Source organism: Halobacillus faecis (genome assembly GCF_007991335.1).
Classification (GTDB): domain Bacteria; phylum Bacillota; class Bacilli; order Bacillales; family Halobacillaceae; genus Halobacillus; species Halobacillus faecis.
The window spans coordinates 88,177-114,620 of sequence record NZ_BJYD01000026.1 but is presented as its reverse complement, the minus strand read 5'-3'; the positions used below and the strand labels follow the sequence as shown (position 1 = coordinate 114,620).

25 protein-coding genes and 1 pseudogene are annotated in these 26,444 nt (G+C 34.2%); 23 read left to right on the top strand and 3 right to left on the bottom strand.

Translation table 11 applies throughout. The features are described 5' to 3' along the window. The first annotated feature begins 355 nt into the window (after nucleotides 1-355). The 20 genes and pseudogenes from HFA01_RS14200 to HFA01_RS18955 all read left to right on the top strand — a co-directional run bounded on the left by HFA01_RS14200 (nucleotide 356) and on the right by HFA01_RS18955 (nucleotide 21,841). Entirely contained in the window at nucleotides 356-2,221 is a 1,866-nt protein-coding gene (locus HFA01_RS14200) for a polysaccharide biosynthesis protein (protein ID WP_246139338.1), read from the top strand. Between the two features lie 21 nt (nucleotides 2,222-2,242). After that, on the top strand, nucleotides 2,243-3,127 hold the full coding sequence (gene galU, locus HFA01_RS14195) for a UTP--glucose-1-phosphate uridylyltransferase GalU (RefSeq protein WP_146817362.1): 885 nt from the start codon (nucleotides 2,243-2,245) through the stop codon (nucleotides 3,125-3,127). A 143-nt stretch (nucleotides 3,128-3,270) separates the two neighbouring features. After that, the gene (locus HFA01_RS14190) at nucleotides 3,271-4,383 is read left to right on the top strand and encodes a DegT/DnrJ/EryC1/StrS family aminotransferase (RefSeq protein ID WP_146817360.1); all 1,113 of its coding nucleotides are present in this window, start codon (nucleotides 3,271-3,273) and stop codon (nucleotides 4,381-4,383) included. 2 nt (nucleotides 4,384-4,385) lie between these two features. Next, the gene (locus tag HFA01_RS14185; RefSeq protein ID WP_146817358.1) at nucleotides 4,386-5,006 is read left to right on the top strand and encodes a sugar transferase; all 621 of its coding nucleotides are present in this window, start codon (nucleotides 4,386-4,388) and stop codon (nucleotides 5,004-5,006) included. 33 nt (nucleotides 5,007-5,039) lie between these two features. Beyond that, complete coding sequence (locus tag HFA01_RS14180; protein ID WP_146817356.1) at nucleotides 5,040-5,573, top strand: GNAT family N-acetyltransferase; 534 nt, start codon at nucleotides 5,040-5,042, stop codon at nucleotides 5,571-5,573. Beyond that, entirely contained in the window at nucleotides 5,564-6,511 is a 948-nt protein-coding gene (locus tag HFA01_RS14175; RefSeq protein WP_246139337.1) for a 1-aminocyclopropane-1-carboxylate deaminase/D-cysteine desulfhydrase, read from the top strand. Before HFA01_RS14180 ends, HFA01_RS14175 begins: the two co-directional genes overlap by 10 nt. Beyond that, nucleotides 6,501-7,493 (top strand): ATP-grasp domain-containing protein, encoded by a 993-nt coding sequence (locus tag HFA01_RS14170; protein WP_146817354.1) that lies wholly within the window; start codon nucleotides 6,501-6,503, stop codon nucleotides 7,491-7,493. The genes HFA01_RS14175 and HFA01_RS14170 overlap by 11 nt, the downstream gene beginning before the upstream one ends. Before the next feature lie 24 nt (nucleotides 7,494-7,517). Further along, nucleotides 7,518-8,735 (top strand): glycosyltransferase family 4 protein, encoded by a 1,218-nt coding sequence (locus tag HFA01_RS14165; protein WP_146817352.1) that lies wholly within the window; start codon nucleotides 7,518-7,520, stop codon nucleotides 8,733-8,735. A gap of 4 nt (nucleotides 8,736-8,739) precedes the next feature. Beyond that, the gene (locus HFA01_RS14160; RefSeq protein WP_146817350.1) at nucleotides 8,740-9,777 is read left to right on the top strand and encodes a polysaccharide biosynthesis protein; all 1,038 of its coding nucleotides are present in this window, start codon (nucleotides 8,740-8,742) and stop codon (nucleotides 9,775-9,777) included. 14 nt (nucleotides 9,778-9,791) lie between these two features. Continuing rightward, on the top strand, nucleotides 9,792-10,901 hold the full coding sequence (locus HFA01_RS14155; protein WP_146817348.1) for a capsular polysaccharide biosynthesis protein CapF: 1,110 nt from the start codon (nucleotides 9,792-9,794) through the stop codon (nucleotides 10,899-10,901). 3 nt (nucleotides 10,902-10,904) lie between these two features. Beyond that, nucleotides 10,905-12,029: a non-hydrolyzing UDP-N-acetylglucosamine 2-epimerase gene (gene wecB / locus HFA01_RS14150; RefSeq protein WP_146817346.1), complete on the top strand. Its 1,125-nt coding sequence runs from the start codon at nucleotides 10,905-10,907 to the stop codon at nucleotides 12,027-12,029. Nucleotides 12,030-12,033: 4 nt separating this feature from the next. After that, nucleotides 12,034-13,185 carry a glycosyltransferase gene (locus HFA01_RS14145; RefSeq protein ID WP_146817344.1) on the top strand — a complete coding sequence of 384 codons (1,152 nt, stop codon included), beginning with the start codon at nucleotides 12,034-12,036 and terminating at the stop codon, nucleotides 13,183-13,185. A 16-nt stretch (nucleotides 13,186-13,201) separates the two neighbouring features. Next, nucleotides 13,202-14,152: a glycosyltransferase family 2 protein gene (locus HFA01_RS14140; protein WP_146817342.1), complete on the top strand. Its 951-nt coding sequence runs from the start codon at nucleotides 13,202-13,204 to the stop codon at nucleotides 14,150-14,152. Nucleotides 14,153-14,863: 711 nt separating this feature from the next. Continuing rightward, nucleotides 14,864-15,373 carry an O-antigen ligase family protein gene (locus HFA01_RS19250; protein WP_371860344.1) on the top strand — a complete coding sequence of 170 codons (510 nt, stop codon included), beginning with the start codon at nucleotides 14,864-14,866 and terminating at the stop codon, nucleotides 15,371-15,373. A 55-nt stretch (nucleotides 15,374-15,428) separates the two neighbouring features. Next, nucleotides 15,429-16,616: a glycosyltransferase gene (locus HFA01_RS14130; RefSeq protein WP_146817338.1), complete on the top strand. Its 1,188-nt coding sequence runs from the start codon at nucleotides 15,429-15,431 to the stop codon at nucleotides 16,614-16,616. A 32-nt stretch (nucleotides 16,617-16,648) separates the two neighbouring features. Continuing rightward, nucleotides 16,649-17,941: a glycosyltransferase family protein gene (locus HFA01_RS14125; RefSeq protein WP_146817336.1), complete on the top strand. Its 1,293-nt coding sequence runs from the start codon at nucleotides 16,649-16,651 to the stop codon at nucleotides 17,939-17,941. Beyond that, the gene (locus HFA01_RS14120; protein WP_146817334.1) at nucleotides 17,938-19,473 is read left to right on the top strand and encodes a hypothetical protein; all 1,536 of its coding nucleotides are present in this window, start codon (nucleotides 17,938-17,940) and stop codon (nucleotides 19,471-19,473) included. Before HFA01_RS14125 ends, HFA01_RS14120 begins: the two co-directional genes overlap by 4 nt. A gap of 160 nt (nucleotides 19,474-19,633) precedes the next feature. Next, nucleotides 19,634-19,906: pseudogene (locus tag HFA01_RS14115) on the top strand (UDP-glucose 6-dehydrogenase); the annotation flags it as partial. Nucleotides 19,907-20,184: 278 nt separating this feature from the next. Then, nucleotides 20,185-21,351, top strand: a complete 1,167-nt coding sequence (locus HFA01_RS14105) for a nucleotide sugar dehydrogenase (RefSeq protein ID WP_146817332.1) — start codon at nucleotides 20,185-20,187, stop codon at nucleotides 21,349-21,351. A gap of 316 nt (nucleotides 21,352-21,667) precedes the next feature. Then, nucleotides 21,668-21,841 (top strand): hypothetical protein, encoded by a 174-nt coding sequence (locus HFA01_RS18955; protein ID WP_167506252.1) that lies wholly within the window; start codon nucleotides 21,668-21,670, stop codon nucleotides 21,839-21,841. On the opposite strand, the gene HFA01_RS14100 is transcribed toward HFA01_RS18955, so the two are convergent. Further along, nucleotides 21,816-22,520, bottom strand: coding sequence for an IS4 family transposase (locus HFA01_RS14100; RefSeq protein ID WP_281290512.1), 705 nt, complete (start codon nucleotides 22,518-22,520; stop codon nucleotides 21,816-21,818). The genes HFA01_RS18955 and HFA01_RS14100 overlap by 26 nt on opposite strands. Before the next feature lie 882 nt (nucleotides 22,521-23,402). Here HFA01_RS14100 and HFA01_RS14095 point away from each other — a divergent pair. Then, nucleotides 23,403-23,927 carry a DUF6241 domain-containing protein gene (locus tag HFA01_RS14095; protein WP_146817328.1) on the top strand — a complete coding sequence of 175 codons (525 nt, stop codon included), beginning with the start codon at nucleotides 23,403-23,405 and terminating at the stop codon, nucleotides 23,925-23,927. Between the two features lie 321 nt (nucleotides 23,928-24,248). Here the strand turns inward: HFA01_RS14095 and HFA01_RS14090 are convergent, their stop codons facing one another. Together HFA01_RS14090 and HFA01_RS14085 are read right to left on the bottom strand one after the other, a co-directional pair. Next, nucleotides 24,249-24,437, bottom strand: coding sequence for a hypothetical protein (locus HFA01_RS14090; RefSeq protein ID WP_146817326.1), 189 nt, complete (start codon nucleotides 24,435-24,437; stop codon nucleotides 24,249-24,251). Further along, the gene (locus HFA01_RS14085; RefSeq protein WP_146817324.1) at nucleotides 24,430-24,690 is read right to left on the bottom strand and encodes a helix-turn-helix domain-containing protein; all 261 of its coding nucleotides are present in this window, start codon (nucleotides 24,688-24,690) and stop codon (nucleotides 24,430-24,432) included. Before HFA01_RS14085 ends, HFA01_RS14090 begins: the two co-directional genes overlap by 8 nt. Nucleotides 24,691-25,282: 592 nt before the next feature. Between HFA01_RS14085 and HFA01_RS14080 the strand changes: the two genes are divergently transcribed. Next, the gene (locus HFA01_RS14080) at nucleotides 25,283-25,558 is read left to right on the top strand and encodes a hypothetical protein (RefSeq protein WP_146817322.1); all 276 of its coding nucleotides are present in this window, start codon (nucleotides 25,283-25,285) and stop codon (nucleotides 25,556-25,558) included. 229 nt (nucleotides 25,559-25,787) lie between these two features. Further along, complete coding sequence (locus tag HFA01_RS14075; protein WP_146817320.1) at nucleotides 25,788-26,303, top strand: hypothetical protein; 516 nt, start codon at nucleotides 25,788-25,790, stop codon at nucleotides 26,301-26,303. Nucleotides 26,304-26,444: the final 141 nt, after the last annotated feature.

Here is a 26,444-nt window from a genome sequence, read left to right as displayed (position 1 = left end):
GCTTATAAATGCTAGAATCACTTTTCTTATATCTACCAATAATATATGAAAGCGTTTTTTTGCAAAATATATAAAAAATATGTAAATAACCACAAAATTCCCTTTTAAGGGTACAACTATATTGATACAATAATTAATGTTACAAAATAGTTACAATGAATTGTTAATTATATCCAACAGATGCGGGAAAAGGTTGTGAATAGATCTTGAAAAACAGAAAGTTACCAAAGTCTGCGATTAAAACAATTCGTTATATCAAATATGAAGCGCCAGATGAAAAGCTTGCACTTTTAGAAAAGGAATTGGCTAAAGCTATGAAACAACGAAAATCATCTTACTTAGACAAGGAGGGAATGTGTTGACAACGGCTTATAAAAAAAGACTTCTATTACTTATTTTGGTTGATTCCATCATTGTATTCTTCTCCGTTTACATGTCGCACTTTTTCTTAAACCCGTACGTCGCTGTTTTTGACAATGTCATGATTGTTCTTTCAGCTACTTTACTCATCAGCCATCATTTATTTTCAAGCATTACAGGTATGTATAAGAAAAAATGGCGTTATGCCAGCACAGAAGAATTGATTGGAATCATAGGTATAGTGACGTTATCCATACTGACGGCTGTTCTCGTTCAATGGGTGACGTTTGGTGGCGTGTATGAACGCGCACTGACCATCACTTGGATGTTACATATTTTACTTATCGGTGGAGTCCGCTTCGCCTGGCAATATTATAAAAACTACGGCCTTACACTTAACCCTAAGCTGAAGAAAGCGAAATTGATCAATGACCCAAACCGCCAACGCACATTGATTGTCGGTGCAGGTGCCGCCGGCCGCATGCTTGCAAGACAGATGAACAACTCGAAAGAATTCAATGGAGATGTCATTGGTTTTGTCGATGACGATTTCACCATGCACCATCTGACGATTGCCGGTTTACCTGTGCTGGGTAGTACAACGGAAATTGAGCATCTGGCGAAGAAGCACCACATAAATCACATTGTCATGGCGATGCCTTCGGTAAAACAGGAAACGATAAAAAATCTGATTCAAATGTCGAAAAAAGCCGTCAAAAATGTACAAACCTTGCCAATGATTGAAGATATTGCGTTAGGGAATGTATCTGTCAATCAAATCCGTGACGTTCAAATCGAAGACCTTCTCGGACGCGAGCCTGTTGAACTCGATATTGATTCCATAGAATCCGAAGTCAAAGGACGCACAGTCATGGTCACGGGCGCCGGTGGAAGTATCGGTTCGGAAATATGCCGCCAGCTCGTCAAGTTCGGTCCAAAACGTCTTATTTTACTCGGACATGGAGAGAACAGCATTTACACCATTCATATGGAGTTAAAACAATTCGATATTGATACAGAATTTGTGACCGTTATTGCGGATGTTCAGGACAGAGAGCGCATTTTCCAAGTCGTACAAGACTATGCACCGTCCTACATTTACCACGCAGCTGCACACAAGCATGTTCCATTGATGGAAGCAAATCCGAAAGAAGCGGTGAAGAATAACGTCATCGGAACGAAAAACGTCGCCGAAGCTGCACACCATGCAGGGGTGAAAGCCTTTGTGCTCGTTTCCACAGACAAAGCGGTGAACCCACCTAACGTGATGGGATCTACAAAACGTATTGCAGAAATGGTCGTGCAGAACCTTGGTCGTCAAAGTCAGACAAAGTTCGTAGCTGTGCGATTCGGTAATGTACTCGGTAGCCGTGGTAGTGTTATTCCACTATTCAAGAAGCAGATTGCTGCAGGTGGGCCGGTTACCGTAACTCACCCGGATATGACCCGTTACTTTATGACTATTCCAGAAGCTTCCAGGTTGGTTCTACAAGCTGGGGCTCTTGCTCGTGGTGGAGAGGTGTTTGTGCTTGATATGGGTGAACCGGTGAAGATAGTCGATCTTGCGAAGAACTTAATTCATCTTTCCGGGTTTACGGAAGAGCAGATTCCGATTCAGTTCAATGGTATTCGTCCTGGTGAGAAAATGTATGAGGAGCTTCTGAGTGATAAGGAAGTGAATAAGAAGCCGGTGTTTCCGAAGATTTTTATTGGGAAGACGGTGGAGTTTGACTATCAGTTAGTGGAGTATTTGGTCGAACATCATGCGGAGAGTAGTGTTGAAGACCTAAGAAAGTATGCGATTGACTTGGCTAATAATAGACTACCAGTTAGCAAAAAAGTTTTGGAGCAAGTGTTATAGGTTTGTAAGGGGGAGCTTGTTATGAAAAAGGTAAAAAAAGCGATTATTCCAGCAGCTGGATTAGGAACTCGTTTCCTTCCAGCGACCAAGGCGATGCCTAAAGAGATGTTACCGATTGTTGATAAACCAACAATTCAGTATATCGTTGAAGAGGCTATTGAGTCTGGAATTGAAGACATTATTATTGTGACGGGTAAAGGGAAGCGAGCGATTGAGGACCACTTTGATAAGAACTTTGAGCTTGAAGATAATTTGATGCAGAAAGAGAAGTATGATCTTCTTGAAAAAGTGAATGCGACTTCCAACGTAGAGATTCACTTTATTCGCCAGAAAGAGCCTAAAGGACTTGGGCACGCTGTTTGGTGTGCGCGTAAATTTATCGGGGATGAGTCCTTCGCTGTTCTTCTTGGAGATGATATTGTTCGTGCGGAAAAGCCTTGTCTGCGTCAGTTGATGGACCAGCAGGAAGAAACGTTATCTTCCGTTATTGGTGTCCAAACGGTTTCAGATGAAGAAACCCATCGTTATGGAATCATTGATCCGCTTGATCAAGATGGTCGCCGTTATCAGGTGAAGACGTTTGTTGAGAAACCTGAACAAGGCACTGCCCCTTCGAACCTTGCGATTATGGGACGTTACATACTGAATCCTGAGATCTTTATGTTTTTGGATAAGCAGGAGAAAGGTGCTGGTGGTGAGGTTCAGTTGACGGATGCGATTCAGAAGCTGAATGAGATCCAGCGTGTGTTTGCTTATGACTTTGAAGGTACGCGGTATGATGTTGGAGAAAAGCTTGGGTTTGTAAGGACGACACTAGAGCTTGCGCTTGAGCGTCGTGAATTGAGAGATAATGTGATAAGTTATATGGAAAAGATTTTGGAGGAAAGCAAAGCATCTACGAATTAATTGAAATTATTAGAGGTTGCCTTACGGCAACCTTCTAATAATGAAGAAGTATAAGCTGGTTTGCTTGGAGTTCTATGTACGTAACTTACATAGAACTCCAAGCAAACCAAAAAAAGAAACGAATTGGAAGGAAGTTTGAAAGTATGGGAGAACGGATTTTTCTTTCATCCCCTCATATGAGTGATGAAGGTTATGAACAACAATACGTCCAAGAAGCGTTTGATACCAATTGGATTGCGCCATTAGGTACGAACGTAAATGAATTTGAAAAAGAATTGGCAGCTAAAGTTGGGTCGAAGTCAGCTGCAGCCTTGTCCTCAGGAACAGCTGCTATTCATTTAGCTTTAAAGGCAGCCGGTGTATGTGAGGGAGACATTGTCTTCTGCCCAACATTAACTTTTTCTGCAACATCGAATCCAATTATTTATCAAAACGCTACACCCGTATTTATAGATAGTAACTATGAAACTTGGAATATGTGCCCACATGCTCTTGAAGAAGCTTTTCAAAAATACCCTCAAGTGAAAGCTGTGATTGTAGTACACTTATACGGGCTTTCGGCGGATATGGATCCTATAATGAATCTCTGTAAAAAATATAATGTAATCGTCATTGAAGATTCAGCAGAATCATTGGGTGGTTATTATAAAGGACAACATACAGGAACTTTGGGAGACTATGGAATCTTTTCATTTAATGGAAACAAGATAATTACCACATCCGGCGGGGGGATGCTTGTTTCTAACAATGAAAAAATGATAAAAAAGACACGATTTTGGGCTACTCAATCTCGTGATCAGGCTAGGCATTATCAGCATAGTGAATTAGGGTTTAACTACCGTATGAGCAATGTGGTTGCTGGGATTGGAAGAGGTCAGCTTAAGGTACTTAAGGAAAGAGTTGAAAAGAAGAAATATATTTTTGATTTTTATAAGAGAGAACTTGGAGAACTCGAAGGTGTTGAGTTCATGCCAGTAAATGAGTGGGATGAACCGAATTATTGGTTGAGTTCTTTGACTCTGAATGGTGAAGTGAGACCGATAGATGTAATGAGGGCTCTTGAAGAAGAGAATATAGAATCGAGACCAATATGGAAGCCTATGCATATGCAACCATACTTTAAAAAATATGATTTTGTTGGTACAGGGATTTCGAAGCAGCTATTTGAAAATGGTGTTTGTTTGCCTTCCGATACGAAGATAACGGATGAGGATTTAAAGAGAGTAGTCAAGATTGTTAAAGGGTTGTGGAGTTAAGGATGAATAAATTTAACTTTTTCTTAAAACGTATAATGGATTTATTCGGGAGTTTAATTGGTTTAATAGTTATTTCTCCTATTCTAATCATTATAGCAATATTAATTAAAGTTACTTCAAAGGGCCCGATCTTATTCAAACAAGAACGACTAGGTAGGAACGGAAAAATCTTTAAAATTTTTAAGTTTAGAACAATGGTAATGGATGCAGAAAAAACCGGATCAGGTTTGTTCGTGAAAACGGATAGCGATAACCGAATAACTAAAATTGGAAAAATACTACGCGCTACAAGTCTGGACGAACTTCCTCAACTTTTGAATGTTGTGACTGGAGAGATGAGTTTGGTTGGTCCGAGACCTCCAGTACCACATCATCCATATAATTATGAGGAATACAGTGAATTACAAAGGAAACGTTTCATTATGAAACCAGGCATGACGGGGTTAACTCAGGTAACTGTTAGGAATTCTGTAACGTGGGATGAAAGAATTCCCATTGATGTTGAGTACGTTGAGAAGTTTAACATTTTTGTAGACTTTAAGATCCTACTTAAGACAATGGAAAAGCTGTTCAAAAGGGAGAGTATCTATACACATAGCAATACAAAAAATGAAAAGATTTGATGTACTCTTAATTAGTATTCAAGGAGGTAAGGTATGACGACAGCTATTAGAAGATTTCAAGAAGAGGATATTCCATTCAAAGTAAAGTGGATAAATGATAAAAAAAATAACAAATACCTTCATTATGATTTACCCCTAAGAGAAGATAAAACTATACAATGGTATAAATCTCTTGAGGAAAGATACGATAGGGTTGATTATACCATTACGTTTAATAATGAACCTGCTGGATTAATTGGTTTACTAAATATTGATTCAAAAAGTAAAGAGGCTGAATACTACATTTGTCTAGGTGAAGATAAATACAAAGGTAAAGGCATAGCTAAAGCAGCAACAAACCTTTTAATTAAGAAGGCTTCTAATGAGTTTGGTCTAATAAAAGTATATCTTTATACAGAAGTAGACAATATACAAGCTCAAAAGCTTTTTGAAAAAAGTGGGTTCGTAAAAGGAGTACTACTCAAAGATGATCTCTTTTATAATGGAAAATCTATAAATAGATATATTTATAATTTGGATGTTGAAAACTATATTTTAAATAATAGGCGGTCTGAAAGTTGGACTTAATTAATTATCAAGCAACACCAATTCAAAAAATGAGTGAAAATCAAAATAACAATACATTTTTTATTAAAAGAGATGACCTTTTTCCGGTTTCCTTTGGTGGTAACAAGGCTAGGAAAGCACTTCTTTTTTTTGAGGATTTAACCTCAGAAAAATCAGATTGTGTAGTTACTTATGGTAGCTCTCGCTCAAATCACTGCAGGGTTATTGCTAATATTGCGGCTTCCAAGGGTATGTCATGTTATATCATATCCCCATCTGAATCAAGTGACCCAACCTCAAATAGCACTATGATTGAATTGTTTGGAGCTTTTGTTACGTTGTGTCCCGTCTCAAAAGTTAGTATTACGATTGATAGCAAAATGAAAGAATTAAAAGAAAAAGGCTATAAACCGTATTTCATTCAGGGTGGAGGCCACGGTGAAATTGGTACACAATCTTATGTGAATGCATATGAAGAGATCAGAGATTATGAGAAGGTAACAGGCATGTACTTTGATTATATATTCCTTACGACTGGAACAGGTACGACACAAGCTGGACTAGTATGTGGGAAAACTCTACATGGTGATGAGAGAGAAATTATAGGGATTAGCAATGCAAGAAAAAATCCTTACGGTAGTCAAGTTGTTTTAGATAGTGTTAATAGTTACTTATTAAATAAAAATGAAGTACCACTAGGGTCTGAAGCTGTATCTTTTATAGACAACTATATTCTTGATGGTTATGGTTCTCATAATGATGAAATAAAACAAACTATCAGAAGTATTCTAATTAATGATGGTATTCCAATGGATGCGACATATACCGGTAAAGCTTTTTGGGGCATGAAAGAGTATATTTATAAAAATGATATTACACGAAAAAATATTTTATTTATTCATACAGGTGGAACGCCGTTGTTTTTTGATAATTTGGAGGATTTGAAAAATGAGCGATGACTTAAACATACTAATATTAAGTTGTGGAACGAGAAATAAGATTGTACAGTATTTTAAAAAAGAGTTAAATGGTAGAGGCCTTGTCATAGCAACAGACTGTAGTTATTTAGCTCCAGCACTCTATGAAGCTGATGAGCAATACATTGTCCCGAAAATGAATGATGAAGGATATCTAGATGAAATTCTTTCTATCTGCAAAAATAATAATATTAAAGCAGTTTTTTCTTTGATAGATCCAGAACTTAGTCTTCTTGCAAAACATAAACAAAGCTTTATTGACATTGGTACGGTTCCAATTGTTTCAGAGCTTGATGTAATTGAAATATGTTTTGATAAATACAAGATGTTTGAATTCCTAGTTCAAAATGGGCTACCGACTGTAAATAGTTATATAGATAAAGAGCAGTTTTTCAGTGATGTAGAAGCGGGTGTTATTGATTATCCAGTTTTTGTTAAACCTATAAAAGGGAGTTCAAGTAATAATATAAATAAAGTATCTACTAAAGAAGAAGTTGAATTCCTATTTAGTAGATTTGATAATTTAATGATACAAGAATTTATGGATGGTATTGAGTATGGCGCGGATGTTTATATTGATATGATCTCTAGTGAACCAGTCGCGATATTTATAAAAGAAAAGGTTAAAATGAGGGCTGGCGAAACTGACAAATCGATTTCATTTAAGGATGAAGAGCTTGTGGAGTTAATAAAGAAGTTTATTAAAGGAACTGGATTAAAAGGGATTATTGATGTTGATATTTTTAAAGTCAATGGTGAATATTATATCTCTGAAGTAAATCCGCGCTTTGGAGGAGGCTACCCCCATGCATATGAGAGTGGGGTGAATGTGCCAGAATTGATAATAAATAATATATATGAAAATGTTAATGATAATGTCATTGGTCATTATGAAGAAGGAGTTAGTATGATGAAATTTAATGAGGTAAAAATATTAGATCCTAAAGAAATCGCCTCCACTTAAAGTAGAAAAAATAAGGGTGAAATTATGAATATTTTGTTTTTATCAATAGGGCGGTTAAATAATATAGAAGATAGAGGGCTCTATACAGATTTGTTAAGGCAATTTAGGGACAAGGGGCATAATGTCTATGTTGTTAGTTCTATAGAAAAAAGATTGCATAAACCTACTGAATATGTAAATGAAAATGGAGTACAATTTCTTAGGGTTAAAATTGGTAACATAAGAAATACTAACCTTATTAAAAAAGGTATATCTACTATAATGATAGAGAGCTTGTTTTTAAAAGCGATTAAAAAATATATGGAGAATATAAACTTTGATTTAGTAATCTACTCAACTCCACCAATAACTTTTGGTAAGGTTGTACGTTATGTGAAAAAAAGGGATAATGCAAGAACTTATCTATTACTAAAAGATATTTTCCCTCAAAATGCAGTTGATTTGAATATGTTTAGTAAGAATAGCTTGCTTCATAAGTATTTTAAAATGAAAGAAAAGCAGTTGTATGCCTTGTCGAATCATATTGGGTGTATGTCTCAGGGAAATGTTGATTTTGTTATTAATAATAATACCGAAGTTCTTCCTAATACAGTTGAAGTGTGTCCGAATAGTATAACCCCTGTAAAGGTAGATAGGGCTGAAACTAAAATTAGAAACATAAGGTCAAAATATAATATACCTTTAGATAAAACAGTATTTATATATGGAGGCAATCTAGGGAAACCCCAGGGCATTGACTTCTTAATAAATTGTCTAAAGACCAATAAGGATAATGATGATGTATATTTTGTTATTGCTGGATCTGGTACAGAGTTTAATAAGCTTAGTGCTTTTTTTAATCGTGAAAAACCTAAAAATGCACTATTATTATCTCAAATGAAAAAAGATGATTATGAAGCTTTAGCAAATTCATGTGATGTAGGGCTTATTTTTCTAGACAATCGATTTACAATACCAAACTTCCCCTCCAGGCTTCTAACTTATATGCAAGCCTCTATGCCTGTATTAGCAGCTACTGATGTGAATACTGATATTGGAAAAGTTATTGTAGAAGGTGAATTCGGATACTGGTGTGAGAGTAATAATACTAAACAGTTCAATAAGAAATTGAAACAGTTATGTGACAATAAATTAAGAGAACAAATGGGTATTAATGCTAGAAGCTATTTAGAAAAAAACTACACTAGCAGACATTCGTACGAAATCATAATGAGTCATTTTAAATATAAAGAAAAGAGGTAAGAGGATGTTTAAAGATAAGGTTTTATTAATAACAGGTGGGACGGGTTCTTTTGGTAATGCAGTTATGGAGAGATTTTTGAATAGTGATATTAAAGAAATTCGTATCTTCTCTAGGGATGAGAAAAAACAAGATGATATGAGGAAGAAATATAAAGATGAAAAAATAAAATTTTATTTAGGTGATGTGAGAGACATATCAAGCGTGAAAAATGCCATGCATGGGGTTGATTATATTTTCCATGCTGCCGCTTTAAAGCAAGTACCATCTTGTGAATTCTTTCCTTTAGATGCAGTGAAAACTAATATAAATGGTACGGATAATGTATTGACAGCAGCTATAGAATACGGAGTTGAAAAGGTGATCTGTCTTTCAACAGATAAAGCAGCATACCCTATTAATGCTATGGGGATCTCCAAGGCAATGATGGAAAAAGTTTTTGTTGCAAAATCAAAAACAGTTTCTCCAGAAAGGACCTTAATTTGTGGCACAAGGTACGGGAATGTGATGGCTTCACGCGGTTCTGTTATACCGTTATTTATTGAACAAATTAAAAATAATCAATCATTAACAGTAACTGACCCTAACATGACAAGGTTTTTAATGAGTTTAGAAGAAGCAGTAGAATTAGTAGTTTTTGCATTTCAAAATGCAAAAGCGGGAGATATAATGGTTCAAAAGTCTCCCGCCAGCACAATTGGAGATCTTGCTCAAGCAGTCAAAGAATTATTTGATTCAGAAGTTGAAATAAAAGTTATAGGAACACGCCATGGAGAGAAACGTTATGAAACATTATTAACGAAGGAGGAATATGTAAAGGCGGAAGATTTGCCAGGTTTTTACAGAGTCCCTGCAGATCAACGGGATCTTAACTATGACAAATATTTTGCGGAGGGAGATCGAAAACTTACGACTGTAGAAGAGTATAATTCAAATAACACACAAACCCTTACTATAGAAGAAATTAAAGAAAAATTACTTCAGCTAGAATTTGTAAGAAAAGAATTACAAGAATGGAATGAAAAATTTCACGTTACTAAATAAAGGGTGGTTTTAAAATGAATATTCTTGTTACAGGAGCAAGTGGATTTGTAGGAAAGAACCTCATTGCGGAGCTTAAAAACAAGGGGTATAATAAAGTGTTTGAGTTCACTAGGGAAGATGACTTTTCACTGCTTGGCGATTATGTGCAAAAATGTGATTTTGTCTTTCACTTAGCTGGTGTAAATAGACCGAAAGATGAAAAAGAATTTATGAAAGGCAATTTTGATTTAATTTCACATATTATAGACTTATTGAAAAAATATAATAATAAAGCTCCTGTGCTTCTTACTTCTTCTACTCAAGCAGAAAAGGACAATCCATATGGAAGGAGCAAGAAAGCTGGAGAAGATTTATTATTAAAATATCAATATGATACTGGTGCTAATGTATATATATATCGACTACCAAATTTATTTGGTAAGTGGAGTAAACCCAACTATAATACAGTAGTAGCTACATATTGTCATAATATCTCGAGAGGCTTAGATATCCAAGTAGATAATCCCACCGCCAACCTGACACTTTGTTATATAGACGATGTATTAGAAGAGTTTATTAGAGCTTTAAAAGGGAGTCCAACTGTTCAAGGTGATTTTTGTAATGTACCTGTATCTCATAATGTTAGACTTTTAGAATTAGCGAACCTTATAAAGAGCTTTAAAGAAAGTAGAAATAGTTTAAATATACCTAATATGGAGGATCCGCTGACTAAAAAGCTATATAGTACTTACTTAAGCTTTTTACCAGAAGATCAGTTTTCATATGATTTAAGTATGAACTGCGACCGAAGAGGTTCCTTTACAGAGTTTATGAGAACACCTGAAAGAGGGCAAGTTTCTGTAAACGTTTCAAAGCCTGGAATTACAAAAGGGAACCATTGGCACCATACGAAAAATGAGAAATTTTTAGTTGTTAGTGGAGAAGGGTTAATTCGTTTCAGAAAGATAGATACCAAAGAAATTATTGAATATAGAGTCAGTGGAGAAAAGCTACAGGTTGTTGATATTCCAACAGGTTATACACATTCCATTGTAAATGTAGGTGGGAGCGACTTAGTCACATTAATGTGGGCAAATGAATGCTTTAACCCTGATTCACCAGACACTTATTTGTTGGAGGTATAGTTAATGGAAAAATTGAAAGTCATGACAGTAGTTGGGACTAGACCTGAAATAATAAGGTTATCGGCTGTCATAAATAAATTAGAAAATTCTGATGCGGTTGAACATACACTTGTTCATACAGGACAAAATTACGATTATGAATTAAATGAAGTGTTTTTCAATGATTTTAACCTGAGTAAACCTGACTATTTCCTTAATGCTGCCACTGGATCAGCGGTAGAAACGATAGGAAATATATTAGTTAGTATTGATCCAATTATGGAAAAGATAAGACCAGATGCTTTTTTAGTCCTTGGTGATACTAATAGTTGTTTAAGTGCAATTGCTGCAAAAAGGCGGCAAATTCCAATCTTTCATATGGAAGCAGGGAATAGATGTTTCGATCAAAGGGTGCCAGAAGAAACGAACAGAAAGATAGTTGATCATACAGCTGATATTAATCTTACTTACAGTGATATTGCAAGAGAATATCTTCTTAAAGAAGGATTCCCATCTGATAGAATTATTAAAACAGGCTCCCCTATGTTTGAGGTTCTTAAATTGAGGAAGGATGACATTGAGAATTCAGACGTAATAAGAAGATTTGATCTAAATGAAAATAATTATTTTGTTGTGTCTGCTCATAGGGAAGAAAATATCAATTCGGAAATTAACTTCCTAGATTTAGCTGAAAGTTTAAATGCGATAGCTGAAAAATATAAAATGCCAGTAATTGTCAGTACACACCCTAGAACTAGAAAAATGATTGATACTAAGGGGATAGGGTTCCACCCATTAGTGAGAACTATCAAGCCTTTAGGGTTTAATGATTATGTGAAGCTTCAAGTCAATGCGAGAGCTGTTCTAAGTGATAGTGGAACAATAAGCGAAGAATCTTCTATTTTAAAATTTAAAGCACTCAATATAAGACAAGCTCATGAAAGACCAGAAGCAATGGAGGAAGCTTCTGTTATGATGGTTGGATTGAAGAAAGAAAGAATATTACAAGGACTGAGAGTCTTAGAGTTGCAAAAAACAGACACGCTAAGAAATGTTGATGATTATAGTATGCCAAATGTTTCAGATAAAGTATTACGAATCATGCTGTCTTACACTGATTACGTGAATAGATTAGTTTGGGTGAAATAGTAGCATGAAAAAGAAGATTTTAATATTGACTAGATATTATATACCAAGTTTTAAAGCTGGAGGTCCTGTTCAGTCTATAAAAAATTTAGTTGACAACCTTTCTGATAAATATGATTTTCATGTCCTTACGTCAGATAGGGACATTGGAGAAAATAAACCTTTTGAAAAGATCGAAGTTGACAAGTGGGAAAAAGTAGGGAATGCCAAGGTGTTCTATACTGATATTTCTAGATTAAGTATAAAAAAAATGACAAAAATAATTAATTCTATCAATTTCGATATAATCTATTTAAATAGCTTTTTTTCTTTTAAATTTAGCATATTACCAGTTGTGTTAAAAAATTTGAATATAATTAAGAGAAATTCTCCTTTGGTAATAGCTCCAAGAGGAGAGTTTTCTCCAGGAGCCTTAAATTTAAAAAGTTTCAAGAAAAAGATTTTTATTAACACATCAAAATTCTTCAATTTATATAAAAATGTTAATTGGCATGCAACTGCTGTTACAGAAAGTGAGGATATAAAGAGAAATCTTAATAAGGACATAGATGTTACTATAGCAAATAACTTAACATCTGACTACGAATCATTAAACTTCAATAAGCAAATTAAAAAGTATAAAAACAAATTAAAGGTTGTTTTTATTTCAAGGATTCACCCTAAGAAAAACTTAAAATTTGCGCTAAGTATCCTAAACGATATACAAGGAGATATAGACTTCAATATTTATGGCCCTATTGAAGATCAAAAGTATTGGCTTGAATGTAAGAAAATTATAAACACGTTACCTTCTAACATAAATGTTAATTATAATGGTATATCAGAACATAAAGATGTTTTCAATATCTTTAATAACAATCATGTATTTCTTTTCCCAACTTATGGGGAGAATTTTGGGCATGTTATTTCAGAGGCTTTAATTGGTGGTTGTCCAGTAATAATTAGTGATCAAACTCCATGGAGAGAATTAGAAGAGAAATCTGTTGGATGGGATATTCCTCTAAATAAATACCGCCAATTTAATAATGTTATAAAAACATGCTTAGAGATGGATCAGAAAGAATATGATGATATATCTAAACGGGCATTTTTATTTGCTAAAAAAGAGGCTAGCAATTATCGGAATAAACTACAATACGAAACATTATTTGAAATATAAATAAAAGGAGTAAGTAATGATAAATATCTCTGTGATAATTCCACACTATAATTCGCCTAAAACATTATCTACATTACTGGACTCAATACCTAACAAAAAACAGATTGAAGTTTTGGTAATAGATGATAACAGTAGTAGTGAATTTGAAAACGAACTTTCTTATGTTAAAGATAAAAAGAAAGAAAATGTATCCTTCTATGAGAATACTACAAAACTGCCTGGGGCAGGGGTGTGTAGAAATATAGGTTTGGATAAATCGAATGGCAAGTGGATTCTTTTTGCAGATGATGACGACTACTTTTTAGATGAGTGTTGGGATAAGGTTGAAGAATACAATGATACTGGTTACGAAGTAGTATTTTTTAAGCCTACTAGTATAGAGTCAGATACCGGTGATATTTCAGACAGACATGTACCTTATGAAAAGATATTATCAAATTATCAAAGTAAAAGAGATAATAAATCGACTCTTGATTTAAGATACTCCTTCGTAGTACCTTGGTCTAAGTTATATAAGAGATCTTTTTTAAGAAAACATAATATCTACTTCGACGAGGTTCTTGTGTCGAACGATATCATGTTTTCGACTCAAGTGGGTTATTATATGGAAAACTTCAAAATAGATAATGGAACGATTTATTGTGTAACTAAAAGTAAAGGTAGTTTGACTACTACTTTAAGTCGTAAAATCATTTTGACAAGGTTGGAAGTTTTTGTTAAATACTTCAATTACTTGAAAGGGATATTGGATGATAGTGAATTTACATCACTAAAATTAAGCGGAAGAGGTTTCGTATTAATGGCTAAGAGTTTAGGGATAAAAGAAATATTACCTGTGTACTTAACTTTAAAGAAAAATAAAATTCCGATATTTAACAAGGAAATTTTCAAATTTTCATGGTTGGTTTCAAGAATAAAAATCATTAAAAGTAGGAGAAGGAATAGCAAATATAATAAAACTATGTAATCTAAACTTGATACTTCAGGAGAGGTAAGTAATAAGATGATCTCAATCTATAATATAAAAAGCATTCAACTGCAATATATATCAGTGATCTTGTTAGTTTCATTGGTATGTTTTCAGATGCTACACGGTAAATTTGGTCTTATTATATTTAGTATATTATTCTTTGTACACATTTTAATAGATATAAGGGATAATACAATCTATTATAAAAAGAACTTGTATCCGTTCATTTTTTTCTTTTTTTGGTTTTTATATGCTTCTATCCAACTTTTATGGGTTCAAAACTCCACGCAAACTATGCATCATTATCAATTGCTACTTATTGGGATCCTTATAATAATTTATGTGATTAGAATTTTTAATTCATACTGTCGTTTTAAATTGTTATATAAGGTGTGGGGAGCATTAGTCCTAGTTTCTCTATCAATTGCTTGGTGGGAAATATTAACTGGTAACCATCTACCCAGCTCAGGAGCTTTCCACTATGGTTTAAATGATATCGCTACATTCCGATTTTATAACCCAAACGATTATAGCTTTTTTTTAATAATGAGCCTTCCTATAGTTCTATATTGGATTAAATCGAACTATATATTCAAGCTACTCGGGTTATTCATGTATATAAGCATTTTTTATATAATCTACTTAAATTCAACTCGATCATTAATCGGGATTTTTCTTATTACTTCAATTACTTTTTTTATGAGAGAATTGTATTTAAAACAAACTAAATTTTTGTTCTTTTCAATAATATTTGCCATAGTTCTATTTGCATTTTTTAACGATGTAATCCATAAGGCTATAAACACTGTTCTGACTTTAAATAATGAGATTGGGGGAGGGAGGGGAAAATTAACAGCCAGTGCTTTTGAAATAACAACTAAGAATCCACTTGGAGTTGGCCCAGGTAACATTGAAGCTTACATGCCAGATACAGGATGGAAAATTCATAATTTTTGGTTGGAAATATCATCAAATTATGGGTTACTTGTATTCTTCGGTTTAATATTTTTATTTATACATTCATTAGTTTTATTGATAAAGAATAGAAATAATCAATTAAATGAAGTATTGTGGCCTATTTTATGGTGTACTATACTATTTATCCCAGCAAGTACAGTGCCTAGTTCTATATTTCATTTTAATTTATTGTGGTTCTTTCTAGGTGTACTAATAGCTGCTACTCAACTCATATATAAAAATACAAATCACCAAAAATAAATGTAGGTATTGCTGTGTAAATATAATTAAAAGTTTTATTTGCGGAGGAAATATATTGAATATACTTTTTATAGTAAGAATGGATGAATACAATAGAGCTGGCTTATTTGTAGCTACACACAACAGAGTTAAAAGATTGCTTGAAGACCCCCAAGTAAATGGTGATGTATATTCTCTTAAATTTTATGATAGTGCCATTTTAGTTATGATTAAGAAGTTGTTTAAAAAAAACATAAATCAACGTAAGAAAGATTATTTCTTAGTTGATGGGGTGAGATATAATAATTTATATATAAGAAATACTCTACTAACAAATTTTTTAAGTAAAGTTGGTATAGACTTCCCGCTATACAAAAATGCTATAAAGACATTGAATACACAAAAATATAACATTACTATTGCACATTGGGGAGGAGCACAAGGAAGTTTTGCATATTATCTAAAAAAATATAAGAACCTTCCTTACACATTAACTGTCCACGGAAGTGATGTACATACTCTTCCTCGCAGGGATAATATATACAAAAAATATCTTTTACGGAATATAAATCATTCAGATGCTCCCTTTTTTGTTAGTAACCAACTTAAATTAGAAGCTGAGAAGCTTGGTTGGGATAGTGATAACCAGGAATTTCACATCACTTATAACGCTGTTAATCCTAAAATATATTATCAATATCCAAAGAAACTTATCGAAAAAATAAAAAGTGATACTAACACAGGTAAATATGTAGTTGGTTTTGTTGGTAGCCTAACCAAAATAAAAAGAGCAGAATATTTAATTGAAATATTTGATAGAATTCAGGAGAGTATGAAAGACCGGATAACATTTTTTATTATTGGAGATGGTCCTTTAAAAACAATTATAGATGAAGAGGTTAGTAAGAGTAATATCGACGTGAGACTAAATTCAAATCTAAATCAAGAAACATTGGCTAAGTACTATAATATTTTTGACTGTTTAGTCTTGCCAAGTGTAAATGAAGGCTTAGGAAATGTAATATTAGAGTCGCAAGCCTGTGGGACGCCTGTAGTTGCTACTAATACAGGTGGCATACCCGAGATTATTTCAACAGAAGATAATCTAGTTCCTAACACAGACACTTATATTTGTGAAAACTTCACTAAAAAAGTTGTCAAGGTAATTAGTGAAAACACAAAAAAAACCGGTAATGGCTTTTATTGGGAAGAGATAGTAGAAAATGAGAAGGATATCTTATTTTTGAAGCAAAGGCAAATATAATTTTATGAATATCTTAAAATGAGGGTATATAGATGAAAAAAATATTAATTGTAATGGGAAATCACTCTCCTAACCCATCGTCGGTGGCTAATTGTGTAGATCCCTTAATAATTAAATTGGTTAATCAAGGCCATTATGTGGACGTTATAACAGACAAAAAAGACATAAAAACTCTTGATGAAGAAATTATCAATAATGTAAACGTTTATAGAGTTAAGAATAACTATAGAGTAATTAATTCCTATTTAGATAATTTTAATGCGGTCATAAATAAGTGGAAAGTTTTAAAGCCAATATTTAATTTACCGTTAAAGTTAGCAAGGGGTCTTGTGTTATTGAAATATAGATTTAACTTTATTGAGCGACAAAGTATTGGCTGGAGTGAAAAGAAAGTAGTAGCGAAATGTCTTGAACTATACAATCAAAAGAAATATGATACGGTAATTTCTATTTCTCAACCTTTTATATCTCATCATATAGCTTCTAAATTTTATAAACTTATTAATGGAAAAATAAAGTGGATCGTATTTCAATTTGATCCATTCACTTATAATAACCAGGTTACTAAATATATTAGTAGAAGAAAGAAGAAAAGGGCTTACAGGAATGAAGATCAAGTCCTTGATGCTTGTGATCAGATCTTTTTAACTCCAGAACTGTATGACTTCTATATTAAGAAACCTTATAAAGTATATAAAGAGAAATTTAAAGTGTTTCCTTTTGCTAATTTAAGTCCCATATCATATAAAGAATCTGTTGATAGAAAAATTTCTTTTAATAAAAATAAGATTAATTGTATATTTACAGGCAGATTCTATAAAGATATAAGGAACCCAGAATATGCTTTAAATATCCTTAACCAAGTGGATAACAATATACACTTTACTTTTTTAACCAACTATAAGGAAGAAACAATACGGAGTTTAGTGTTAGACGTCTCTAATAAATTTTCAGTACACCCGCTCCAAGACCATGATATATCAAAAAATGCTTTACTTACAGCAGATATATTAATTAACATAGGTAACACTGTAAGTTTTCAAGTACCTGGAAAAATATTTGAATATATGAGTACAGGTAAACCTATAATACACTTTTCCAAAACACCAGAAGACCCATCATTAAAGTATTTGAAGAAATATCCATTTGTATTAATCATAAAGGAATGGCTACAGAATTATGAAGAAGATGAAAATTCAATTAGAAACTTTTGTGAAGAATTTAAGGATTCAAAGTTGGATTACCTTGACGTTGCAACAATCTTTAAGGAAATAGAAGGGGATAATGTTTCAGCTAGGTTTGTTGCAACTGTGAGTGAGTTATGAATAAAAAGAAAAAAAGTATATATACTGCTTTAAGTTCTGTTGCATTAACAGTGTTAAATGGTCTTCTTGGATTAATTATTACTAGGCAGATAATTTTGAATTATGGATCAGATTTTAATGGTTTAAATTCTACTGCAAACCAGTTTATTGCTATGCTAATGATTGTAGAGGGAGGTTTTACTTTAGCAACTAATGTTGCCTTATTTAAACCTCTAACAGATCAAAATTACAAAAAAATAAATTCAATCTTATCTGCAACAAAAAATATTTTTAATAAAATAGGACTATTCTTTTTAGGTATAGGCATTTTAGCTACAGTTGTTTTTACAGTTGTCGTTGAGAGTAGTTTATCATGGTATATTGTATCTTTAACTTTATTTATGACGGTAATATCAACTTGCTTTAAACTTATGTATGCAACAAAGTATAGAATTCTAATACAGACCGAACATAGGGAGTATATTTTACATTTTATAAGTCTATTTACTTTGGTGATTTCACAGTTGCTAATTATTGTAGTGATATCTGTTGAGGGGCATATGTTGTTTATACGCCTTTCAACAATGCTAGGTTCTATTATAAATAGTTTAATGATTGTTTACGTGTGTAAAAAGAATTACAGTTACATGAATTTTGATATACAACCTAATTATAAAGCGATTAAAGGTACAAAAGACGTGTTTATACAAAAACTTACAGGGATAATATATACCACACTACCTATAATTGCTATATCTACAACTGCAGGTACTATATTTGCAAGTGTATATGCAGTATATAATAGTATATTCACATTGTTGAAAAGCTTTATCAATGCAATTGTAAATGCACCTAGGATGGGGCTAGGAAATTTAATTTCTACCAATAGTAAAGATGTAGTTCTTAAGGTCTTTTATCAGTATCAGTTTATCGTAATAAATGTAATGTTTACTTTTCTTACCTCTACTTCAGTTTTAATTATGCCATTTATTAGCCTTTATACAGATGGATTTAGTGATGTGGATTATATAAACGTAAAGTTAGCTGCAATACTTGTATTAATTACATTGTTTGAAATTATTCATATACCAAGTGGTAATTTAATAAACATGTCTGGGAATTTCAAAATAGCACGAAAAATTCAAACGTTTTCAATGGTTACTTTAGTAATAATGATGGTTATTGGGAATCTGCTGATAGGTTTTTATGGAGTTTTATTAGCAGTGTTTATAACAGCTGTCTTACTTGCAATATTTGAGGTTGGATATGTCCATTTATATTATTTTAATAGCAATATTTATGTATTTATGAAAATACTGATGACTACTTTTGGAGCTTCTGTTTTCTTGGTAGGGATAGAATTACTTCTTATCCCTAATATTAATGGATACGTTACATTCTTCCTTTTTGGTATGCTATTGTTTACTATTAATGGTTTAATAATTTTGATGATAAATTTAATTGTAAACAATCAAATTACAAAAGAAGTAGGGCTGATTTTATACGCTATGATAGAAAAAAAGCTACCTAGGAAAATCAAAAGTATAAGCTAAAATAAAATTCAGAACGGGTTAAATTAAATAGGAGTAGATGCTTGATAAATTGAGGTTATAGATAATGTTGTAATGTTCTTTAAAACTTGTGTAGTATTAATTTTATGGTGTGTATATTCATAAAGAAATATACTGATATCTTACATCTAGAGGTAGCACAATGTATAATTTAGCAGTTGCAGGAGTTTGTTTTGCTGAAATGGGGCACCAAGTAACTTGTGTAGATATTGATGAAGAAAAAGTAAAATTAATGAAGTCAGGGGTTTCCCCAATATATGAAGAAGGCTTAGAGGAACTTATGCAGAAAAATTACTCTAAAAGCCGACTTCATTATACAACTGATTATAAGGCAGCATATCAAAATGCAGACGCTATCTTTATAGGAGTTGGAACTCCTGAAAAACTTGATGGTTCAGCTGATCTTTCCTACATGAAGAAGCGCGGGGACGGTTCTAGCGCTTCCTTGAAAACGTTATGGTATTGACTCCAACAAAACTTAAACAATTAGGCTGGACCCCAACCTATACCTTCATTACATGGATTGCTCCAACTATTCTATGGTATCTTGATAACAAAGATTGGTGGCAGGAAATTATTAGTGGAGAATAGCATAAGTATTTTGACGAGCAATACAACATTAACAAATAAAGTATTATTAATAATATAATAATGAGTTTAAGTTATTGAAATTAAGGGAGAGGTAATGTCCAAATGAAAATTACAATCGCTGGAACAGGTTATGTGGGGTTATCAAATGCTATATTACTAGCTCAACACAACGAAGTAATTGCTTTAGATATTATTCAAGAAAAAGCAGATATGATAAATAATAAAAGGTCTCCGATTATAGATAATGAGATTGAAGACTTCCTGGCTACGAAGGAATTGAACTTAACGGCAACAACAGACAATTATAAAGCGTTTAAGAATGCGGAATATGTAATCATATCTACCCCTACCAATTATGATCCAGAAAAGAATTACTTTAATACGCGATCTGTTGAAGCTGTTATTGCTAACGTCTTATCTATTAACCCAGATGCAGTTATGGTGATAAAGTCTACTGTCCCTGTAGGTTATACAGAGGAAGTACGTGAGAAGTTTGAAACGGAGAATATTATTTTTTCACCTGAATTTTTACGAGAAGGTAAGGCCTTATACGATAACTTGTATCCTTCTAGAGTAGTTGTTGGTGAGCAGTCGGATAGGGCTAAAATCTTTGCTGACTTGCTAGTGGAAGGGGCTTGTAAAGAAAATATTAATGTCCTTTTTACAAATTCAACAGAAGCAGAAGCTATTAAACTATTTGCAAATACTTATCTAGCAATGAGGGTTGCTTTCTTTAATGAGTTAGACTCTTACGCAGAAATTCGAGGCTTAAATACTAAACAGATTATTGATGGTGTAGGTCTGGATCCACGAATAGGTAGTCATTACAATAATCCTTCATTTGGTTACGGAGGTTACTGTCTTCCTAAAGATACGAAACAGTTATTAGCTAACTATGAGGACGTACCTAATAATATCATGGCAGCAATCGTAGATGCGAATAGAACAAGAAAAGATCATATCTCAGATATGATAATAAAGAGAAAACCTGAAGTTGTGGGGATTTATCGCCTTACTATGAAAATGGATTCTGATAACTTTAGGCAATCAGCCATTCAAGGTGTTATGAAGCGCATCAAGGCAAAGGGAATTGAAGTTGTTCTATATGAACCAGCACTTCAAGAGGAAACATTCTTTAATTCAAGAGTGATTAATGATTTCGAAGAATTCAAGAGAGTATCAAATGTAATTATTGCGAATCGATTATCTAATGACCTGGAAGATGTAGAGGATAAGGTTTATACAAGAGATCTATTTAGTAGAGATTAATTTCTCATGCCTTCCACCACTAGGTTAGAATATTAAAGTATAGCGTAATACCAAGAGTGCAAGCTCTTGGTGTTACGCATTATTAACAGTAATATATTAGTATATGATTATATTAACACATATAAATGAGGCTATGATTTTGGGAAGCACGGGGACGGTTCTAGCGCTTCCTATATATGTGAATGGTGTGTTGTTGCTCAGATGAGAAGTTTACCATTTCATAGACACCTGACTCACACTTCCTTCGATTGTAAATCGAGGAAGTGTTTTTCTATGCACAAATCCTCCATCTTTCCATAAGATTAGGAGAATCCAAATGAACTATATCAAAGCCATCAACGCCTTCTACGATCACCAGAGAGTGAAGCACGAGAAGCACGGGGACAGTGTAAGCAACGGTGATAAAATCCCTAATAACAACGGTTTCAAATTCCCCAATCTGTCGATGCCTGCAGGAGTGTTAATTATACATTATTTACCAATTTATTAATTTCTTCTTTTGATGACAGACCTATCCCTTGTAAAAAGAACCACTGAATTTCAGAGCGCACTTCTACCGGAAGCGTTTGATAGACGAATTTCCGTGTGAATGCTAAAAAGTTCGGGGAAGCAAACAGGCGCCACTTAGTTTCCGTATCGTTATAGAGCCACCGAAGAAGGACATAGGCAATTAAAGTACCAAATACTTGTCCATAAACTGCGTTTTCAGACCGACCAAACAGATGGTCAATCTCAAGGTTCTGTTTGATCCATCGGAAGAAAAGTTCGATCTGCCAACGCAGTTTGTACACGTGGGCAATGATTTCTGGTGGAACGTCTCTCACGTTGGTGGCTATACGGATATGATTTTGTTTTGAGTCCAGAAATGTAACCAGTTTATATCGATTTTTGGTTCGATTTTGTCCTTTCCTTATATATGCAGACTCGTCTTTAAGGATCGATGTCAGCGGATTTGGGGTTCCCCAAGTCTTATGACGGTTCAATGTCCTGACCTTGGATGTCGAAAAGAAATCAGACACTCGTATAACGAAGAAATGCTTCTCTTCGTGGAGGTGGTCGAAGAACTTTGAGTTGGCACCCCCTTGATCTGCCGTGAAAATAGGAGGTTTTTGGTGGGTGGTCAGAAGATAAGGGGCAACCATGATGTCCTGATCTCTCTGTGGTTTCAATCACTTGAAGAGGCTGTAGGTCATCAACATTGAATGAAGTATGAAGACGAATGGCGAAACGAGGACTGGAATACCGCGCCCATCGGTTTTCCGGGTGAGAGAAGGTGATCATTGTAGAGTCAAGAACGTTTAATCGGTACTTTTTAAAGAAGTGATTACATCCACTGGATCTTACCACCCTTGCCATCTTTTTTACCATTAAATGCCACGGTGTTTACCAACAAGTGTAAATCCTCTTTACCAATAAACAAGAACCCCTCCAAATAATATTATTTGAGGGGTTCTCTTACTATTTTTTAGTTAAATGAAGGGGTATTTGTCGGTGCCTGACCCCCGGTGCGTTAGAGTGTTAAAGGATGGCGTAGTATCAGGTGGTCGTGCAGGATACTACGCTCTTTTTTATAGGTTATATATGTCTGTTTGCTCATATAAACACATTTAATTTGAAATGGTATATGTATCTGTATAGTTAGACTTTCTTATTATTTTTTTCATTCGAAGCCCGTCTTTTCTTCTAATAGGATCGTCTAATTAGTAGCAAGTGAAGGCTCTTTTATTTAATGGGGTACATTGGAGCAATACACTACATTAGGTTGGGGAAATAAGCTGTCAATTCGTAATGATTTTATCTCAACAAATAAAAAATGGAAAGAAGAAACTTGATGGAAAGGACTGCTTCGTGCAAGTGACTGTGAAGAATTCGTAATTGAAAAAACTTCATAGAAAAGGAAACGAAGAAGTTGGTTGCACGTGCTAGTTGAAGGATGAACGATCATACGACAAGCAAATTATTAAATTTCAAAATGAACAAAGACGCATTGTCAAACGACTTAATTGTTTTTTTACACTGGAAATAAACAATTAAAGGAGAAGGGGAACTATATGGCGGAAAAAATTCTGAAGTGGTCGTTGTATTCGTTAGGAGCAGTATCTCTTATTGTAATTGGGGCAATTGTTTGGGTTGTTATTTCAGGGTTTCGAGCAGAAGGTAATTCCATGACCAAAGAACAAGAACAGGTTATGATGGAAGTCAACGAACCAACGGAACAAAAAGAAATAAAAGCAGTTGATGAAGACGGTATTCCCTCCGAACGGTCTTTTATGAAGGAACTACACGAAATGACGCATCAAAAGGTTCGAGCAAATGAAAAGCACGGAAGCCAGCAAATGACGTCGGAACAAATTGACCGTATGCTTGGTATATTGAAGTCAGTTGAAGAAACCGAAGACCATTACGAACATTTCGATTTTTACAAGAAGTCGTTGGAAGCATGGGATCAAGGTGACTTCTCTAACGCCGTGACTGTTCACAACACCATTTGGGAATGGCAAAACGGAACGATTGGATGGGCGACTGGCCTTATGAGCGAAGAAGAAGAACAAGAATATATCCAGCGGAACTTCTAATAAACAACTCTTGAAAAATCTGATTTCCTGATAAAAAACCGCTCCAAAGCATTGTGGCTTTGGAGCGGTTTTCAACTTTAATAAAGCAGCAAACCATCTTCCTTTTGGGATTTCATGTCGTAAATCTTCCATTTTCCATCTTTTTTATAGAAGCGGTAGGTCCCAACCTCAGAGATGAATATCGGTGCCTGACCCCCAGTGCGTTAGAGCGCTAAAGGGTAGCGTAGTATCAACCTTTCACACTAGATACTGCGCTGTTTTATAGATTAAATATGTTTATATGCTCATATAAACATTGTATTAGCTAATTTTTTAGAAGTGTTAAGGACCTTTTTCAATCATAGCTAACATCTTTTGAGCGGCTTCGGATTTGGTAGGAGCTTCTGTTTTAAAATGTGTGTGCTTCCAGGTGGTCATAGCCATAGTAGGATTTTGGCCGAGGAGTTCGATATAAAGAGAAGAATTTGAAGTGGGGAGGATTAGATACTCTTTCTTTAAGGAATTAGTCATCGAATTCCTCCCCTGGGATTGTCAATTCAATGGAAGGGATTAATTGCTTAGGGTGAACTTCCAGGGCATGAGCTAAATAGTAGAAGTTCGTGATGGACGGGTTCCTTCGCCCTCTTTCTATTCCGCTTATATAAGTATGATGCATTCCTGCGCGGTAAGCAAGTTCTTCTTGGGAAAGTCCTTTTTCCAACCGTAGAGTTCTTAATTGTTTTCCGACAGTTTTTCGAATGAGTTTCTGAGGTATATGTTTCATAAGAAAATCACCGTATGGATCGGCATGAACAACCATAGACGATGAGTCAAGTTGCGAGGTTATCTTAAAAATGGGGTGCTTTTTTTGTATGAGATTGAAGAAGCATGGGGACGGTTCTAGCGCTTTCTAAGCATATAAGTGATTTTCAAGCCTGTCACCACCGCGTTAGAGAGTTAAAGGTTGGCGTTGCACCAAGGCTTTAAGCTCTTGGCGCCATGCTCTGAACCGTCCCGCACTTCCAGCACGCAGAGCTCAAGCGATTTCACGGTCTATCCCTAGGCAGTGGATATGGCCTCTTCAGCATGGCTAATCAGGCGAAATTAACCGCCATTGCTTTTAATTTCAAGAGGATAGCAGTCCTACTATCTTCCAAAATCCTCTCTATTTTGGTGTTCCATCACAAAATAAAAATATTTATATAAAGTTGAACTTTCCCACTCTACCTTTCTTTCAAAAAACCTTACTATTTCAATGGTCCCGAACCGTCCCCGTGATTCAAAATAAACCACTTTATTGAATTTTTTGAAAATTATGATATTATTTGTATATGGAGTATTGCTATTGTGAAAGGGGGAAAATAGGAGGAGACAATTTGAATAAGATTCAAATTGTAAATGTTTCAAAACACGCGGTAGATCGGTTTGGACAAAGAATTACAACAGAGTCTTATTGGGACTCTGTTAGGTTTATTCGCCGGGAAATTTGGTCAGGTGTTATTCTTTATTCTGCTCCTAATAAGGACAGAGGTAAAGGGATTGTTACTTACATCAGGAACAACGGATTAGTCTTTGTGGTGGATACAACTGACCATGAAAGAGCCGTTGTGTTAACAATGTATCTTGAAGGAGAGATGGTAGGAAATGCTTAAATTAACTACAGGCAATAATATTAGAAAGAGGAGAATAAATCCACCTGATGGGTAGTTAAATTAATGAATTCTGACTAGTGGCCATTGCATATACAATAGACCGCTTTCGCTTGCGATACTCCAAATAATAAAGCGGTAGTAAATGCGGTCATAGTCAGGCTCATAGTTAATGTCATAGACTACTCAAGCCTCTTAGTATAATACAAGAAAAAGGAGAATTTTTTAGCTTATGGATTATCCGGAAGAATGGCAAGGAAATTATTTAAGAGTAACAAAAAAACTACTCTACATGATTAAGGAAACGAATGATACCATTTTCGAAATTTGTAATGAATTTATCATGGTATCCCTAAAAAAAGGAAATCTTACCCCTATAAGAGACACAAATAATCAATCTACTCAAAGCGAAGCAAACATTCAAGATGTTTTTGAACAATCCTTATTTACTAAAAGTATCTTAGCGGATATTTTTGAAGATGAAGATGGATATACTTATATTGAAAATCCAGAAGTAATTTATGAGAATTTTTCTGTGGCTTATAAGATAATTGAGCAAAGTATCATAAACATGAGAAAATATATAAACCAAGTAGACAAACTTACAGAATCAGTTGATCCTGAGGAGTCAGCATATCTTGAAAATTATCTCTCAATGGAGGCTGAAAATACCATAACGAAGTGGGAAAAAGTAATGAAAAAATTAGAACAGGCTAATGCGATTTTGGAGGTGGAAATTAATTCTTGAAGCGCGGGGACGATTCTAGCGCTTCCTATGTATATAAATGACACACCATCCCTCATCATGAGAAGTATAGTATGATCAAAGATTATAAAAAAAGTAATTACCATTTCATAGACGCCTGCCCTACACTTCCTTCGATTATAG

Excerpts from the sequence above, each read along its gene's own strand:
- galU (WP_146817362.1), top strand. The coding sequence starts at position 2,243 with ATGAAAAAGGTAAAAAAAGCGATTATTCCAGCAGCTGGATTAGGAACT.
- HFA01_RS14190 (WP_146817360.1), top strand. The coding sequence starts at position 3,271 with ATGGGAGAACGGATTTTTCTTTCATCCCCTCATATGAGTGATGAAGGT.
- HFA01_RS14185 (WP_146817358.1), top strand. The coding sequence starts at position 4,386 with ATGAATAAATTTAACTTTTTCTTAAAACGTATAATGGATTTATTCGGG.
- HFA01_RS14180 (WP_146817356.1), top strand. The coding sequence starts at position 5,040 with ATGACGACAGCTATTAGAAGATTTCAAGAAGAGGATATTCCATTCAAA.
- HFA01_RS14170 (WP_146817354.1), top strand. The coding sequence starts at position 6,501 with ATGAGCGATGACTTAAACATACTAATATTAAGTTGTGGAACGAGAAAT.
- HFA01_RS14165 (WP_146817352.1), top strand. The coding sequence starts at position 7,518 with ATGAATATTTTGTTTTTATCAATAGGGCGGTTAAATAATATAGAAGAT.
- HFA01_RS14160 (WP_146817350.1), top strand. The coding sequence starts at position 8,740 with ATGTTTAAAGATAAGGTTTTATTAATAACAGGTGGGACGGGTTCTTTT.
- HFA01_RS14155 (WP_146817348.1), top strand. The coding sequence starts at position 9,792 with ATGAATATTCTTGTTACAGGAGCAAGTGGATTTGTAGGAAAGAACCTC.
- wecB (WP_146817346.1), top strand. The coding sequence starts at position 10,905 with ATGGAAAAATTGAAAGTCATGACAGTAGTTGGGACTAGACCTGAAATA.
- HFA01_RS14145 (WP_146817344.1), top strand. The coding sequence starts at position 12,034 with ATGAAAAAGAAGATTTTAATATTGACTAGATATTATATACCAAGTTTT.
- HFA01_RS14140 (WP_146817342.1), top strand. The coding sequence starts at position 13,202 with ATGATAAATATCTCTGTGATAATTCCACACTATAATTCGCCTAAAACA.
- HFA01_RS14125 (WP_146817336.1), top strand. The coding sequence starts at position 16,649 with ATGAAAAAAATATTAATTGTAATGGGAAATCACTCTCCTAACCCATCG.
- HFA01_RS14120 (WP_146817334.1), top strand. The coding sequence starts at position 17,938 with ATGAATAAAAAGAAAAAAAGTATATATACTGCTTTAAGTTCTGTTGCA.
- HFA01_RS14105 (WP_146817332.1), top strand. The coding sequence starts at position 20,185 with ATGAAAATTACAATCGCTGGAACAGGTTATGTGGGGTTATCAAATGCT.
- HFA01_RS18955 (WP_167506252.1), top strand. The coding sequence starts at position 21,668 with ATGAACTATATCAAAGCCATCAACGCCTTCTACGATCACCAGAGAGTG.
- HFA01_RS14095 (WP_146817328.1), top strand. The coding sequence starts at position 23,403 with ATGGCGGAAAAAATTCTGAAGTGGTCGTTGTATTCGTTAGGAGCAGTA.
- HFA01_RS14090 (WP_146817326.1), bottom strand. The coding sequence starts at position 24,437 with ATGACTAATTCCTTAAAGAAAGAGTATCTAATCCTCCCCACTTCAAAT.
- HFA01_RS14085 (WP_146817324.1), bottom strand. The coding sequence starts at position 24,690 with ATGAAACATATACCTCAGAAACTCATTCGAAAAACTGTCGGAAAACAA.
- HFA01_RS14075 (WP_146817320.1), top strand. The coding sequence starts at position 25,788 with ATGGATTATCCGGAAGAATGGCAAGGAAATTATTTAAGAGTAACAAAA.